Origin of the sequence: Glaciibacter superstes DSM 21135, assembly GCF_000421145.1 — a bacterium.
In the GTDB taxonomy this organism is placed as follows: Bacteria; Actinomycetota; Actinomycetes; order Actinomycetales; family Microbacteriaceae; genus Cryobacterium; species Cryobacterium superstes.
The window spans coordinates 293441-309420 of record NZ_ATWH01000004.1 but is presented as its reverse complement, the minus strand read 5'-3'; the positions used below and the strand labels follow the sequence as shown (position 1 = coordinate 309420).

The 15980-nt window shown below is 64.6% G+C and carries 12 protein-coding genes and 1 tRNA gene; 7 read left to right on the top strand and 6 right to left on the bottom strand.

Annotated features, from left to right (window positions below; all coding sequences use genetic code 11):
* Window positions 1-153 precede the first annotated feature (153 nt).
* From K323_RS0107370 to K323_RS0107360, 3 genes are all read right to left on the bottom strand, one after another.
* The gene (locus tag K323_RS0107370; protein ID WP_022884643.1) at window positions 154-1542 is read right to left on the bottom strand and encodes an IS1380 family transposase; all 1389 of its coding nucleotides are present in this window, start codon (window positions 1540-1542) and stop codon (window positions 154-156) included.
* A 189-nt stretch (window positions 1543-1731) separates the two neighbouring features.
* Window positions 1732-2220, bottom strand: coding sequence for a YajQ family cyclic di-GMP-binding protein (locus tag K323_RS0107365; RefSeq protein WP_026851367.1), 489 nt, complete (start codon window positions 2218-2220; stop codon window positions 1732-1734).
* Window positions 2221-2310: 90 nt separating this feature from the next.
* A complete protein-coding gene (locus tag K323_RS0107360; protein WP_022884641.1) occupies window positions 2311-3327 on the bottom strand; it encodes a LacI family DNA-binding transcriptional regulator in 1017 nt (338 codons plus the stop codon).
* Window positions 3328-3505: 178 nt separating this feature from the next.
* Here K323_RS0107360 and K323_RS0107355 point away from each other — a divergent pair.
* Window positions 3506-3587, top strand: a tRNA-Tyr gene (locus tag K323_RS0107355).
* 52 nt (window positions 3588-3639) lie between these two features.
* Here the strand turns inward: K323_RS0107355 and K323_RS0107350 are convergent.
* Window positions 3640-4356 carry a DUF1345 domain-containing protein gene (locus K323_RS0107350; protein WP_022884640.1) on the bottom strand — a complete coding sequence of 239 codons (717 nt, stop codon included), beginning with the start codon at window positions 4354-4356 and terminating at the stop codon, window positions 3640-3642.
* A 152-nt stretch (window positions 4357-4508) separates the two neighbouring features.
* Here K323_RS0107350 and K323_RS0107345 point away from each other — a divergent pair, with 152 nt between their 5' ends.
* Both K323_RS0107345 and K323_RS30675 read left to right on the top strand, forming a co-directional pair.
* On the top strand, window positions 4509-5336 hold the full coding sequence (locus tag K323_RS0107345; RefSeq protein ID WP_022884639.1) for an inositol monophosphatase family protein: 828 nt from the start codon (window positions 4509-4511) through the stop codon (window positions 5334-5336).
* A 276-nt stretch (window positions 5337-5612) separates the two neighbouring features.
* A complete protein-coding gene (locus tag K323_RS30675) occupies window positions 5613-7217 on the top strand; it encodes a peptidoglycan DD-metalloendopeptidase family protein (protein WP_169515617.1) in 1605 nt (534 codons plus the stop codon).
* Window positions 7218-7248: 31 nt separating this feature from the next.
* On the opposite strand, the gene K323_RS24830 is transcribed toward K323_RS30675, so the two are convergent.
* The gene (locus K323_RS24830; RefSeq protein WP_022884637.1) at window positions 7249-8013 is read right to left on the bottom strand and encodes a GTP pyrophosphokinase; all 765 of its coding nucleotides are present in this window, start codon (window positions 8011-8013) and stop codon (window positions 7249-7251) included.
* Between the two features lie 78 nt (window positions 8014-8091).
* A complete protein-coding gene (locus tag K323_RS0107330; protein ID WP_022884636.1) occupies window positions 8092-9849 on the bottom strand; it encodes a glycoside hydrolase family 13 protein in 1758 nt (585 codons plus the stop codon).
* Between the two features lie 177 nt (window positions 9850-10026).
* On the opposite strand from K323_RS0107330, the gene K323_RS0107325 reads away from it, so the two are divergent.
* The 4 genes from K323_RS0107325 (at window position 10027) to K323_RS24820 (ending at window position 15913) form a co-directional block, all read left to right on the top strand.
* Complete coding sequence (locus K323_RS0107325) at window positions 10027-11265, top strand: sugar ABC transporter substrate-binding protein (protein WP_022884635.1); 1239 nt, start codon at window positions 10027-10029, stop codon at window positions 11263-11265.
* An 85-nt stretch (window positions 11266-11350) separates the two neighbouring features.
* Window positions 11351-12979 (top strand): ABC transporter permease subunit, encoded by a 1629-nt coding sequence (locus K323_RS0107320; protein WP_022884634.1) that lies wholly within the window; start codon window positions 11351-11353, stop codon window positions 12977-12979.
* 1 nt (window position 12980) lies between these two features.
* Entirely contained in the window at window positions 12981-13904 is a 924-nt protein-coding gene (locus tag K323_RS24825) for a sugar ABC transporter permease (RefSeq protein ID WP_022884633.1), read from the top strand.
* 119 nt (window positions 13905-14023) lie between these two features.
* Entirely contained in the window at window positions 14024-15913 is a 1890-nt protein-coding gene (locus K323_RS24820) for a glycoside hydrolase family 13 protein (RefSeq protein WP_022884632.1), read from the top strand.
* Window positions 15914-15980 lie beyond the last annotated feature (67 nt).

The window sequence follows — 15980 nt, the reverse complement described above, 5'->3', positions numbered from 1 at the left end:
AACGTGCATAAGCCTCGATCCACCGATGTCGCGCGTGGGTATGGTTTGCACTGGTTTTGCGGGCGCGGCCGAGGGAGGGCGTGGGTGATGTTCCGGCCTCGCTGTCGGTAGTGTTCCACATGTGTCGTGATCGGGCCCCGGTGGGGCTGTTGGTCAGGTGGCGGTCTTCGTGGGAGGCCCGCAAACGCTGGTGAAGAGAGTGGACCAGTTGGTTGCCCATGGCCAGTTTTCGGGTAGGTGTAGGCGAGATTTCCGTGCCGAGGTCGCGATCCGTGCGGGCACGCTGATCAGCTTCCGGCGTGTTGTCTGGGTTGTTGCTTTGATGAAAGTGCCGTTGGCGAGGGTGGCGGCTGCGCGGGTGAGGTTGAAAGCGATGCAGGCCAGGACCAGCCAAGCGGCGTTCGCGTTGAACTTGCCTGAGGGCAGATGTGCCAGGGCGCTGTTCTTCACGTCCGCGTTGACTTGCTCGATGATCGCGTGAGCGCGGTGGGTCTTATCCGCGGTGATCGTGTCGAGGGTGCTGTTGGTGAAGAACGCATGGAACCGGTAGGTATCGAACAGGGTGGCCTGGCCGGTAACGGCTTTCGGGTTCCCTTCCGGAACACGCCGCACGATCAGTCGACCCGCGATGGCGTGGCCCTTGTGCTTTGATGCGAACGCGGTGTAGTCGATCTCTGCGACCTCGGCGGAGGAGATCCACCGTCGGGTGTCCTCGTCATAGATCGCGTCGGAGTATTCGATGCCGTGCCAGGCGTCGTCGCTGATCTTGCCGATCGCGGTCTTGACCGATGGGTTCAACCGGGCGGTGACGGAAACCTCCGCCCCGGCCTTTAGCGCCGCGGACACGGACGGGTGGCCGAAGAAAGCGGAATCCATGCGGAGCAGGATCGGCGTGTTCGTGCCGTGCAGCCGCCTGACAGCGGCGAGGGTGTCCGCGATGAATTTCGACGCCCCGCGAGATGAGCTCGCCGCTCCTCTGCGGAGCCGGTGGGAGGCGATCACCGGTGCCCGATCGGGTGTGGACACCGTCGCGAGGCACACATTCAACCCCTTGACGCCGGAATACCCGTAGCTTGAGCTTTGCTTCTGGTGCCCGTGGACCTCGACGATGGTGTCGTCGATATCGACCAGCACGTGAGATTCCGCTGTCCCCAACAGCGGCGTGTGCTCGGCCAAGCCGGTCAGGAACCGGGATGCGACCGCATCGAGTTGGCGGACATGACCAAACCGGAACGTGCGCAGGAACTGCCCCAATGTCGACGGGGCGCAGCAGGACGAGAACAGTTTCCCCATCCCGCCGTGTCGAAGCAACGCCATATCGTCGATGGAATCGGCGCCGGCGACCATGCCCGCCACCAACGACGTCACTTTCAATCCCGCGTTGGCGCCCTTGTCCGTCGGGACGGACAACCACCGACTGGCCAACGCACCCAGCCCGGCTTTCTGAGCCAGAGCCATTACCGGCACCAGCCCGGCAAAGGACACCAAGTTCGGGTCATCGAACGACGCTGACACCGTTCGGGAAGTATGAGAAAGTTGCATCTACGAGGTGCCTTCCTTTTCCGTGAAAACCCGGTTCTAGACAAACCAATTTTCCCAGATCAGAAAGGCATTCTCGGTTTAAACCGCCGCACCCTCACAACTCACATCGGTGGATCGAGGATAAGTCACGGTTCGGCGAGGATCAGGGCAGTGCCGGGGTGACGGATGCCGCGGCTTCGGCAGGTCGCGTCAGCGGAAGTTCGTGTACTGCAGGGCGACGTCGAGGTCCTTGCCCTTGAGCAGCGCCATGGTCGCCTGCAGGTCGTCACGGCTCTTCGAGCTGACGCGCAGTTCATCACCCTGGATCTGGGTCTTGACGCTCTTGGGCGCCTCGTCGCGGATGATCTTGTTGATCTTCTTCGCGTTCTCCTGGTCGATGCCGGCCTTCATCGATGCCTCGAGACGGAACTCCTTGCCTGAGGCGTACGGTTCGCCGGCGTCGAGGCTGCGCAGGGAGATGCCGCGCTTGATGAGCTTGGCCTCGAATACCTCGAGGATCGCCTTGACGCGCTCCTCACTGTTTGCCTTGAGCAGCACCTTCTCGCCGCTCTGCTCGATGGACGCGCCCACGTTCTTGAAGTCGTAACGCTGGGCGATTTCCTTCTGCGCCTGGTGGAGGGCGTTGTCCGCCTCCATCTGGTCGACCTTGCTCACGATGTCAAACGTTGAATCAGCCATGTCTGCCATGGTACCCAGACCGCGCGCCGAGCGTGCGCTCGCTGGTGCCGCCGGCATCCACCCGTGAGCGACGTCGACGGATGCCGCGGGCTACTCCGGTGGGCGGGCGGTGCTCGAGCGCACGATCAGCTCGAACGGCATGGGGGTGTTCAGGCCCTCCTGGTCGCGCTTGCCAGGGTGCAGCTGGTCCATCAGGATCTCGACCGCCTTCTCACCGAGCCCGCGTGGGAACTGCGCCACCGTGCTCAGGCCGAAGAAATCGGCGAGGTCGTGGTCGTCGATGCCGATCACGGAGACGTCGCGTGGAACGGAGAGTCCCAGGTCGCGGGCGGCTAGGATGCTGCCGATCGCCATTTCGTCGGAGGCCGCGAAGATGGCGGTGGGCCGGTCGTGGGGCCGACCGAGCAGCTGCTTGGCCGCCTGGTAGCCGCCGCGGATCGTGAAGTCAGCCGGCTGGAAGTTCTCGGGTGAGACGGTGATTCCGGCCGCCTCCAGCGCTGCTTCGTAGCCGACGCGGCGGTTCGTCGGAAGGTGGAAGTCGACGTCGAAGGCGTTGTTGCCGCCGATGTGCGCGATGCGACTGTGGCCAAGGGCCAGCAGGTGCTCGGTCGCGAGACGGGCGACCGCCACGTCGTCGATGGTGAGGGTGCGCACGCCTTCGATGGGGCCGCCGACGCCCACGAGTGGCTTTCCGAGCGCGTGCAGGCGGGCCACCTCGCTTTCGGTCAGTTCCAGCGAGATCGCGATCACGGCATCCACTCGCTGGCGAAGCAGGAAGTGCTCGAAGACGCTACGTCGCTCCTCGCCGCCGCCGGTGAGGTTGTAGAGGGTGAGGTCGTAGCCCTGCCGCAGCAGCGATTGCTGGGCGCCCTCCACGACGCTGGAGAAGTACCAGCGTCCGAGGAAGGGGACAACGACGCCGACGTTCTTCATGCGACCGGATGCGAGGCTCGAGGCGCTCGAGGAGACCACGTAGCCGAGTTCGCCCGCTGCCGCCTCGACCTTGACCCTGGTCGTCGGGGAGACGTGGCCGTTGCCGCTCAGGGCGCGCGAGACCGTGGCGGTGGAGACGCCGGCCAGGCGGGCGACCTCGTCGATGCCGACCATGGGCTTCCTTTGACAGCGAGTTGGTGCGGGGGAGAGGGGTGTTCAGATCATACCGAGAGAGGCGGGTGAGCGGGCTCGGTGGTGCGGCCTGACCGGCTGATTTCTCGCTGGGGGCATGTGCCTTGTATTCTTGTTCAGCGTCTTCGGTCAGGTGTTCTGCATATGGTCGGGTGCGCATGGCGAGTTACCCAAGCGGCCAAAGGGATCTGACTGTAAATCAGACTGCTCAGCATTCGGGGGTTCGAATCCCTCACTCGCCACCCTCTCGGAGAACGTCCAGCCAGCCCACCCGATTCCTCATTTACGCGCGTCTTAGCGGACAAGCCCGCCAAAGAGAAGCGACACGACCATGGCCACTATCACCGAGTTGAACGTGAAAGCGAACAGCACGTGTGTTCTCACCAGGGACCACGCCTTGCGCGTGCGGATCTTCGCTGAGACGGTCGCCGCCATCGTGGAGAGAAGGACGGCGAGAGTCAGGTAGTCGCTGAACCGCGGGTCCCCTTCGAGGTCCATCGTGATGTGCTCGATTTCTCCGTCGCTGCCGCTGGATTCGAGTCGAAGGTACTGAAGCGCAAACGAGTAGACCATCAGAGCCCAGGATGTGGCCACGCTGAGCAGTCCCAACGCGACATACAGCGGGTCGCTCCGATAGAGGGCATTCTGGGCGATGAGGACAGTCACAAGAACGGCGACGAACGCAGCCGCCAGCGTCCAACCCGATGCGCCACCGTAACCGGCGAGCCATGACCACCAGCGTCGTTGGAGCTCCCTCTCTCGCCTGGCGTGCGAACCGAGGGACCGTGGACCTTGGTTGGAGTAAACAACGTGCGTCCAGATGAGGTAAATGCCGCCGAAAGTGGGCCACATCAGCAGATAGATGTCGATCGTGAACGAAAGGGGCTCGATGTTCGCGAGGTCACCTCGCGTTGCTGCGAGCCACACGGCCACGGCGATGCCGATGATCCCCGCGAACAGCGAACTCCAGTTCGCTCTGGCCGTATCAGTCACGTATCGCGTTGCCATCATCGGATCAGTGTACGTAGCCACTTCATCCGATCTGTCGACAATTCGGCGGCAAATTTACGGATCGCACAAACGTGTCACGTCGCTCTGCGTGTCTTGACGTAGGTTGCGCGCTCGCCGCTGTGGTCGTCACCCCAGTTGGGTAGCGTGGGAGCATGACGACACCTTCCCCAGCAGAACTGCTCGATCTGGCCCGCACGATCGCGATCGAGGCCGGCGAGCTGGCCGCCCGCCGCCGCTCTGAAGGCGTGGAAGTCGCCGAAACGAAGTCGGCACCAGAAGACATCGTGACGCACGCCGACCGCGAGACCGAGGTCCTCATCCGCCGCCTGATTGCCGAAGCGCGACCGGACGATGGCTTCTACGGTGAAGAGTCAGAGGCCACACCAGGTACATCCGGTCTCACCTGGGTCGTCGATCCCATCGACGGCACCGTCAACTTCCTCTACGGCATCCCGGCCTACGCGGTCAGCATCGCCGTCGTCGAAGGCGACCCAGAACCGACCACCTGGACCGCACTTGCCGGCGTCGTATTCAACCCGGCGACCGGCGAACTGTTCACGGCATCGGCCGGGGGCGGCGCCTACCTCGGTGACCGGCGACTCCAGGCGAACACCGGAGTGCCGCTGCCGCTCGCCCTGGTCGGCACCGGCTTCTCCTACAGTGCAGCCCGCCGAGTGCGGCAGGCGAAGGTCATCGGCGGTCTCGTCGAAACGGTCAGGGACATCCGTCGCATCGGTTCGGCCGCGCTCGACCTGTGCTCCGTCGCCTCCGGCAGAATCGACCTCTACTACGAACGCGGCCTGAACCCCTGGGACCACGCCGCCGGCGCCCTCATTGCACGAGAGGCCGGCGCCAAGGTCGGCGCCTTCGGCACGGACCGCGAAAGCAGCGACCTGCTGATCGCCGGCGCACCCGACCTCTACGACACGCTCGAGCCGATTCTCAGCAAACTCTTCGTTTCGCATATGAACGAGCGGTGAACGGACTGCCTTCGACGTTGACAACCCGTCAGGATCCGCGTCGTGATGCGCAACACCCCGGAATGCGGTTGCTGGGCCAGCCAGAGGGCCTGTCAAGGCTGCCCTCTTTTTTGGGGGCAACAGGGCGTTTTCGGTTGGATATCCGGCGCCAGCCGCGTTAGTGTTTACCGATTCGTTATTTTGGCCGTAGGTCAATTTCAACGTCAGAGCCTACCGTCAGCCCTCATCGAAAGACCCGCCGCTTTGTCACGTCACTCCCGCGCATCGGACGCCCCTGTGTCCGATGCGAGTGACCCCAGTGGCGCGTCGAACAGGCAACTCACTCGCCGTGAGATCCGTGAACGCGAACGGATGTCGGCAGGCGCCACACCGATTTCCGCGGCGGTAGCAGGAGAGCTGGCAGCTCCCGTCGAGCTGAAGCCCGCTGGGGTTGTACGCGTTGACATCGTTAGTGCTGAGATTGTTCCTGCTGAGGTCGTTCTTGCTGAGGTCGTGAACGCCGAGATCGTTCCGGCCGACACCGTTGCCGCCGAAGTAGTTAACGCCGAACTCGTTCCTGCGGTTATCAGCGCCGAGATCGCTCCCGCCGAGATCGTCCCTGCCGAGTTCCTGTCTGCCGTGGTCGTGCCTGCAGTGGCCACTGACGCTGAGATCGTCCCCGCGCTGGTGCCCGCTGCAGGAGTGGGGCAGGGACTCACCGCACCAGCCGCCAACACCATCGTCGCCGAGTTGAGGCTGCCAGATCTCGAGCCCGTTCTGCTCGAGCCCGCTGCTAGTGAGCCACGCGAAGCCGTGCTCCGCGATGTTGTGGCACGCACATCCGTGCCTGAGGCATCCGTCTCCGACTTCGACCAGCTGCTCACCGGGCTCGGTGGGCCCACAACTTCAGCCGAGATTCCGCTTCCCACGCGGGCAAGCCTGCGCGGCAACCGCACGGCCGCGGATTCGACTGCCGACGCGCCGCTCACCGAACCAGGCGAGCGCGATCTCTTCACATCGCCCGAGATCCCGCTCGCACCAGCCGGCACGGACTCTGCCTCGTCGTGGGCCGATGACGCGAAGCAGTCCTCTAACTCTCAGCCGCCCCGTAAGCCGTTTGTGCCGACGACCTCCGCTCGCGTTCCAACGCAGCCGGCCGCCGCCAAGTCCGGTGCAACCAAGAAAGGCGCCCGCAGGCTTGCTGCCAAGGGCGTCACCCTGGCAGCAATGTCATTCGCCCTGCTGATGGCTGTCGCCACGTCACTTCCGGCTGAAGCGCTGCTGTCGTCATCTGACGTCGAGGCCGCTGCCCACGAGGCACTGCAGCCGGTGGACTCCGAACCGGCCCAGTCGCTCGACATTGCCGGAGGAACCGACACTATCTCCGTACAGCGCGATGGGTACGAGTCGAAGTCCATCGCAGAGGTCGCTGCAGCCAGCGGCATCCGCCTGGAAGGCACCTTCACCAACAACCCCAACGGCACGATCCAGTGGCCATTCGCCGTGGGCGTGCACATCGGTGACCACTTCGGCTTTCGCGACTGCTCCGGCTGCTCATCAGACCACGGCGGGCAGGACTTCAACCCCGGTCTCGGCGCTCCCATCCAGGCCATTTCAGACGGAGTCGTCAGCCTTGCCGATGACGGCGAAGGCAGCCTCGGCGTGCACATGATCATCGATCACATGATCGACGGCAAGCCCGTCTCGAGTGTCTACGCTCACATGCAGCACGGCTCGATGAAGTTCAAGACCGGCGACGTCGTCAAGGTCGGCCAGGTCATCGGATCGACCGGCACAACCGGCATGTCGACCGGGCCGCACCTGCACTTCGAGATCCGCATCGGTGGCAAGGCCGGCAACAAGGTCGACCCGCTCGAGTGGCTGTACGCCAACGTCAACTGAGCATCAGCTCGCCGCACCCGCACAAACCGCCTCAGGCGCGGCCGGCACCGCCACGTGCGAAAGCGGCAAGCAGCTCGCTGCTGAGCGGCAGGTGGGGCAGGCCACGGATGCGTTGGGCCTCGTCGTCTGTTGTGCGCTCGGCCCCGAGGGCGACGACCTGGTCGTGCAGCCGTTCCATCTGCACGTCGAGCCGGCCGGCGGCATCCGCTGCCTGCTTGAGGTCGATCAGCAGCTCAGGCGGAACCGTGCCGTCGTACTTGTAGTAGATCTTGTGCTCGAGGCTGGCCCAGAAGTCCATCGCGATGGTGGGGATCTGCACTTCGACCGTGACCTTTTGCACCCGGTCTGACATGAACACCGGAACCGCAACGATGAGGTGCAGGCTTTGGTACCCGTTCTCCTTCGGCTCCGCGATATAGTCCTTCACCTCGAGCACCGTGATGTCGGTCTGGTTCATCAGCATGTCGCGGATGCGATAGGTGTCGGTGATGAAGCTGCAGGTGATGCGCACCCCGGCGATGTCCTGAATCTGCTCCCGGATGTCGTCGAGGTCCAGTCGGCATCCCTTGCGCCCCGCCTTCGCCAGAATGTTCTCCGGTGACTTCAGGCGAGAGTTGACGTGCTCGATCGGGCTGTACTCGTGGATCGACGCGAACTCCTCCTTGAGAATGTTGACCTTGGTCATCACCTCGTCGATCGCGAACTTGTACGACATCATGAACCGCGTGATCTCGTTCCTGAGGTCGCGCAGGTCACCCTGATTGTCGGTCTCCGTCTCGCGCACGGACTCGCTCACATCATCACCTTCGGCATGAAATTGATGGTAGCGAGCGTCGCTGTGAGGATAGGTGCTGTGAGGATAGGTGCTGTGCGGTTACGCGCGCAGCCAGACCGTGGTGTCGCCGGGCAGGCTGCGCCCGTCGAGTGGCCCGCTGGCCAGCAGCACGTCGCCATCCGGCAGGTCGACGGGTGCCGCACCGGCGTTCGCGATCACGGTCACGTCGCCGTTCCGGAGCGCAACGACCTCGTCGCCGAAGCCGTCCAGCCAGTCAACGGCGCCGAGCCCGAGCGCGTGCTCACGGCGCAGCCGCAGGGCGAGCTTGTACAGCTCGAGCGTTGACCCGTCAGCACCCTCCTGCACGTCGCGGGCGAGAGCTGCCCACTCGGCAGGCTGGGGGAGCCAGCTGGCCGTAGTCGGACCGAAGCCGTACGACGGAGCGGCGGCTTCCCATGGGATCGGCACGCGGCATCCGTCACGGCCGTATCGTTCGCCGTTGGTGCGGAACCAGGTCGGATCCTGACGTGCGGAGTCCGGAAGGTCGACGACCTCTGGCAGCCCGAGTTCTTCGCCCTGGTAGATGTAGCTCGATCCGGGCAACGACAGCATGAGCATGCTCGCGGCGCGTGCACGGCGCAGACCGACGACCGGGTCTGGAAGGCCGACGGTCTTCGGGCCGATGCCATGACCCTGCAGATTCTCTGCGGTGAGGGCGAGGCGCGAGGCGTGGCGCACAACGTCGTGGTTGGAGAGCACCCACGTGCTCGGGGCGCCGACCGAGCTGAACGCGTCAAGCGAGTCGTCGATGACGCTGCGCAGCGCCGGTGCAGACCATGGCGTCTCGAGATAGGCGAAGTTGAACGCCTGGTGCATCTCGTCTGGTCGCACCCACTTGGCCACGCGGGCGAGCGGGTCGACCCACGCCTCAGCCGCCAGGATGCGGTCGCCAGGGTATTCGTCGAGGAGCAGGCGCCAGTCGCGGTAGATGTCGTGCACACCCTCCTGCGCCCAATACGGTGCGGGCTCCGGGGGCTCAACACTGATACCGGGTTCCAGGGTTGCTGAGCCGCCGCCCATGCTTCCGCCCTCGACTGCGGGGGTGTAGTCGGGGAGCCCGTCTGCTTTGACCATGCCGTGCGCGACATCCACCCGGAAACCATCAACGCCGCGGTCGAGCCAGAACCGCAGCACGTCGCGGAACTGCTCCCGCACCCACGGGTTAGACCAGTCGAAGTCGGGCTGGGTGCTGTCGAAGAGGTGCAGGTACCACTGGCCGGGAGCTCCATCTGCCTCGGTGACGCGGGTCCAGGCGAGGCCGCCGAACACCGACTCCCAGTTGTTCGGCGGCAGCTCGCCGTTGTCGCCCCTGCCGTCACGGAATACGTACCGGCCGCGTTCCTCGCTGCCCGGCGCGGCGGCCAGGGCCGCCTGGAACCAGCGGTGATCGCTCGACGAATGGTTGGGAACCAGGTCGACGATGACCCGGATGCCGAGATCATGCGCAGCGCCCTGCATCAGGTCGAAGTCGGCCAGCGTTCCGAATCGGGGGTCGACGTCGCAGTAGTCGGCGACGTCGTAGCCGGCATCGCGCTGCGGCGAGGTGTAGAAGGGGGACAACCAGATGGCATCGACGCCCAGTTCGCGGAGCGCGGGCAGCCGGTGCGTGATGCCGGGGAGGTCGCCCATGCCGTCGCCGTCAGCGTCGGCGAACGACCGGGGATAGATCTGGTAGATCACGGCGGTGCGCCACCACTCGGTGCCGGCCGCGGTGCCGGTAGCCGTGCCGGTCGCGTCGGCCTCTGTCGCGCGTTCGGTGCCGGCCAGGGTCTGGGTGTCAATGTCGGGGCTCGTCATGCCTCACACATTACGGCATTCGGACCGAAGTGGAAGCGGTTGCATTTGTCCCTCCCTCTTTCGAGGGGTCACGAACTGTTCTCGATTGCCGTTCCGCGAGTTGTCAATCGAGAATTGAGCAGCTATACATGTAATCGCTTGCAATTCTGTTGGCGCTCCCACGAAAGGCTCACACCAATGCTGGTGAAGAAGAAGAAAGGCCTCCTCGCTGCCGGTGCAGTGATGGCCGTCGCATCCGTTGCCCTGGCCGGTTGCTCAGCCGGCGGTTCAACCGGCGGGAGCGGCGATTCCGACTCCGCCTCCAGCGCACTGACAGTGTGGGTCGACGCCGACCGCGCCGCCGTGCTCAAGGATGCCGCCGCCGCGTTCACCGAAGAATCCGGCGTGAAGGTCAAGCTCGTGCAGAAGGACTTCGGCAAGATCCAGGAAGAACTCATCGCGCAGGTGCCGACCGGCAAGGGGCCCGATATCTCCATCGCGGCACACGACTGGCTTGGCAACTTCGTCACCAACGGAGTTGTGCAGCCGGTTGAACTCGGTGACACCGCCGCGGACTACGAGCCGGTCGCCGTCACTGCCATGAGCTACGAAGGCAAGACCTACGGTGTTCCGTACTCCATCGAGAACATCGCCCTGCTGCGCAACACGGCGCTCGCACCGAACGCACCGGCCAGCTACGACGAGATGATCGCGGCCGGCACGGCAGCCGGCACGGAGTTCCCGTTCCTCGTGCAGGTCGGGCCGGAGTCCGACCCGTTCCACCTCTACCCGTTCCAGACGTCGTTCGGCGCCCCGGTCTTCGGCACCAACGCCGATGGAAGCTACAACCCCGAAGACCTCATCGTCGGCAACGCCGGCGGCGAAGCGTTCGCCGCCTGGCTCGCCCAGGAGGGTGCCGCAGGACACCTCAGCGTCAACGTCACCGGTGATATTGCCAAGGAGAAGTTCAACGCGGGCGCTTCGCCCTTCTTCATCACCGGGCCGTGGAACGTGCCGGATGCCCAGAAGGCCGGCATCGACGTCGCGGTCGACCCAATTCCGTCTGCGGGCGGCGCCGCTGCGCAACCGTTCGTCGGCGTTCAGGGCTTCGTGGTCAGTGCCAAGACCAAGAACGCGCTTGCGGCCAACGAGTTCCTCGTGAACTACATCGGCTCAGAAGACGTGCAGACCGCCCTCTATGAGGTCGGCGGCCGCGCCCCGGCGCTCACCTCGGCATTCGAGGCGGCGAGCTCCGACCCGATCACCGCGGGATTCGGTGCCGTTGCAGCTGACGCCGTTCCAATGCCGAACATTCCGCAGATGGGCAAGGTCTGGCAGTTCTGGGGTGTCACCGAAGCCGCGATCATCTCCGGCGAGGGCGACCCGGCGCAGCTCTGGCAGAAGATGACCGGCGACATCCAGGCCGCCATCAAGTAGTAACGGCCGAACCGCCCGGACTCCAGCGCGAGGCCGGGCGGTTCACCACGACCACGACCACAAACGCGACACAGGGACGACAACGATGACGACACCGGTGCCCAGACAAACGAGCGACGCTGAGCCAGTCAGGCAGTCGAAGCGCTTGAGGCAGGCCGCGCGCATGGCCGAGGCGGCATCAGTCGGGGTGAAGACCCTGCTGCTCAAGATCCTCCTGCTGGGCATCGTCGACGCGATCAGCGTGTATGCGCTGTTCGTACTGTTCCTGAAGCAGGACTGGGTGGTGTTCGGCCTGGTGCTCTTCGTCACCGCCGTCGTCAACTGGATCTACTTCAGCAGGCAGAAACTGCCGGCGAAGTACCTGACTCCCGGGCTGATCTTCCTGCTGATCTTCCAGATCTTCGTGGTCGGCTACTCCGGCTACATCGCGTTCACGAACTACGGCACCGGCCACAACAGCACGAAGGAAGACGCTGTCAACGCGCTGATCGTGGGCTCGCAGCAGCGGGTGCCCGACTCTGCGACCTACGACCTCACCGTGCTTGACCAGTTGGGCGCGTACAGCTTCCTGGTCACCGACCCCGACGGCGACATCAGCGTCGGCAACGCCGAGACGCCGCTGCACCGGGTGAACGATGCTGAAACGGATGCCGCAGGCACTGGCATCGGCTTGCCCGGCTATACGACGTTGAACTTCAACGACATCGTGAACAACCAGGAGGCGATCGCCGCTCTCTCTGTGCCGCTCTCCGACGACCCGAACGACGGCACCCTCCGCACGCCAGACGGCTCGAGCGCGTACCTTTACCTGTCAGATCTCGTCTACGATGCATCCGCCGACACCATGACCAACGCGACAACGGATGTCGTCTACACGGCCGACCCCCGAAGTGGAGCGTTCACCGCCGAGAACGGCGAAGAACTGCGGCCGGGTTGGAAGGTCGAGGTCGGCTTCGACAACTTCGTGACCGCGTTCGGAACCGAGGCCATCCGTGGACCGCTGATCAGCGTGACCCTGTGGACCTTCGCCTTCGCCTTCCTCGCCGTCGCCACCACGTTTGCACTCGGCATGGCCCTTGCGCTGGTCTTCAACAACATGCGCATGCGCGGTCGCAATGTCTACCGCGTGATCATGATCCTGCCGTACGCGTTCCCGGCCTTCCTCTCAGCGCTGGTGTGGGCCGGCATGCTGAACCCGCAGTTCGGCTTCGTCAACCAGGTGCTGTTCGGCGGGGCGGAGATTCCGTGGCTGACCAACGAGTGGCTGGCCAAGTTCAGCATCCTGTTCGTGAACCTGTGGCTGGGCTTCCCCTATATGTTCCTGGTGACCACGGGCGCGCTGCAGTCCATTCCAGACGAACTGCAGGAAGCGGCCACTGTCGACGGTGCGAAGCCGTGGCAGGTGTTCCGGCTGATCAAGCTGCCGCTGCTCCTGGTGTCGGTCGCGCCGCTTCTGATCGCGTCGTTCGCTTTCAACTTCAACAACTTCAACCTCATCTACTTTTTGACCAACGGCGGGCCGAGGGATGCCACGGCCGGGGTCAACGTTGGCGCAACCGACATCCTGATCTCGATGGTCTACAAGGTGGCCTTTGTCGGCGCGAACCGCGACTACGGTCTCGCCAGCGCGTTCTCGATCATCATCTTCATCCTGGTGGCGGTCATCTCGATCATCAGTTTCAGACAGACCAAGGCGCTAGAGGAGTTGAACTGACATGCAGAGTGCAGCCCCCGCCAACCGCGACGACGTGACCAGCGCCCGATTCATCCCGACGAAGCGGCCATTCAGCTTCTCCCGGTGGTTCCGCGACACCGGTTGGCGCCACCTCGTCGGCATCGTCATGATCGTGTTCTCCGCCTTCCCACTGCTCTACGTGCTGTCGGCGTCGCTGCATCCGGGTGGCACGCTGATCACCGCGAACGGCCTGTTCAGCCAGATCGACCTCGGCAGCTTCATCACCCTATTCAACCTGCCGCAGCAGCCGTACGCGGCCTGGTACGGCAACACCGTCATGATCGGGGCGATCACGTCGGCCGGCACGGTGTTCCTCGGTGCACTCGCCGCATACTCGTTCTCCCGCATGCGGTTCTACGGACGCCGGGCTGGACTGCTCATGCTGGTCCTGGTGCAGATGTTTCCGCAGCTGCTGGCCGTCGTCGCGATCTTCCTGCTGCTGAACGGCATCTCCGACATCTTCCCGCTGATCGGGCTCGACTCCCAGATCGGCCTGATCATGGTCTACCTGGGCGGCGCCCTCGGCGTGAACACCTACCTGATGTACGGGTTCTTCAACACCGTTCCCGCCTCGATCGACGAGGCGGCCAAACTCGACGGCGCCGGCCATGCCCGCATCTTCTTCACCATCATCCTGCGGCTGGTCGCCCCCATCCTCGCCGTCGTCGCGCTGCTCTCCTTCGTCGCCACCACCAACGAGTTCGTGATCGCCAGCATCGTGCTCATCTCGCCGGAAAAACAGACGCTCGCCGTCGGCCTGTACCAGTTCGTCTCGCAGGAGTTCTCGAGTAACTACTCGGTGTTCGCGGCGGGTGCAGTGCTGGCGGCGTTGCCGGTCATGGCGCTGTTCCTGTTCTTGCAGAAGTACATCGTGGGAGGGCTCACAGCCGGCGCCGTCAAGTAGCCACTGAACGCGGCGATCTTGCAGCGGACCTCGGGCGGACGAACAGTTCGCTTCTGAATGAGAGACTGAGGCGCCACTTCTGCGGGAAAAAGGGGAGTGGGGAGAGAAGAGTGAGAGTGATGTTGCTGCCGCACCACGATGGGTCAGAGCTATACGTGTCGGATCTGGCACCTGCGCTGGGGGACTGGGTGCGGGTGCGTGTTCGGATTCCGGAGGCGTTCGGGTCGGTGAATGCCGTGCGGGTTCGCTCCAACCCCGACCACGAGCCTCGATTCGACCTTGGCCGGTTGGTGGGCTCCGGCGACGGGTGGAACTGGTGGGAGGCGCAGGTCGAGGTCTCCAACCCGGTGCACGGGTACCGGTTCCTGATCTCGATGGCAGACGGCACGCAGTGGTGGCTGAACCAGGGCGGCCTCGGCGAGATCGAAGCCCTCGACAGCGAAGACTTCAAGCTGCTCAGTTACCCGGCGCCGCCGGAGTGGGCCGCATCGAGCGTGATGTACCAGATCTTCCCCGACCGGTTCGGACGCTCGTCGTCCGCCGATGAGCGCGAACTGCCCGACTGGGCGATTCCCGCGAAGTGGGACGACGAGGTCGACCAGGTGCCGCCAGGTCGCTCGCACCAGTTCTACGGCGGAGACCTCGACGGAATCGTGGAGCACCTCGACCACCTGCAGCGCCTCGGTGTGACCCTGATCTACCTCACCCCGGTGTTTCCTGGCGGCTCCAACCACCGCTACGACGCGTCAAGTTTTGCCCAGGTCGATCCGCTGCTCGGCGGTGATGAAGCGCTGGCGCGCCTCGTCGAAACGGCACACGAACGCGGGTTCAAGGTCATCGGCGATCTGACCTCCAACCACTCTGGCGATCGGCACGAGTGGTTCACCGCAGCCCACGGGCATCCGGACGCCGTCGAAAGCGACTTCTATTACTGGCGAGACGACGCGCACACCGAGTACGAGTCGTGGCTGGGCGTGCCCAGCCTGCCCAAGTTCAACTGGAACTCCGGCGAGCTGCGCCGCCGTTTCATCGAGGGGCCGGACTCGGTGGTCGCGAAGTGGCTGAAGGCGCCGTACAACTTCGACGGCTGGCGCATCGATGTCGCGAACATGACCGGTCGCCTTCGTGACGAAGACCTGAATGCCGAGGTGAGGCAGACCATCCGGCGCACCATGCTGGAGATCAACCCGGACACCATCCTGCTCGGGGAGTCGACGAATGACGCGTCGAGCGACTTTCAGGGGGATGCCTGGCACGGGGCCATGACGTATGCGAACTTCACCCGCCCGCTGTGGGGCTGGTTGAGCGAGCCGGGGAGCGCGTCGTCGTTCTTCGGGCTGCCGTACGGAGAGATTCCGCAGTACACCGGTCGGCAGTTCCATGAAGCGCACCGTCGGTTCACGGCGGGGTTCCCGTGGCGCACGCGGCTGGCCACCATGAACGCGCTCGACACGCACGACACGCCGCGGTTCGCGACGCACGCCATGCCGGGTGCTGCCGCGGTGGCGTTCGGCCTATCGGTGACGCTGCCTGGCATCCCGGTGATCTTCGCGGGCGACGAGTTCGGGCTGGTCGGTGTCGACGGCGAGCACTCGCGCACACCGATGCCGTGGTCGACTGCTGACTCGCCTGACGTTGCCCGTACCATCGGCCTCTACGCCGATCTGATTCATCTGCGCACGACGCATCCGTCGGTGCGGGCGGCGCTGAACGGCGGCGGGATGCGCTGGCTGCACGTCGGCGACGACGTGCTGGTGTTCGTTCGCGAGACGGCCGAGGGCTCTGCGCTGGTGATGGCCGCCAGGGCGGCTGGGGCCGTGACGCTGGCGGCTTCGGCGGTGGCCGGCGTGGCACACGCTGAAGTGCTCTTCGGCGGCGGCCGGCTGACGGCATCCGTTGACGGTGTCGGCCTCGCGGCCGATGGTATGTCGTTCACCGTTTGGGGGTTGCCGGGCGTGCGGTTCAGTGGCGAAACAGGGGTCGACGTGCAGTCTGGCGTCGCGGGGTGACCGGCGGTCACAGACGCTGCCCAGTGATGATATTCTGTAGCGGTTGCCGAAAACGGCGGCATAGCTT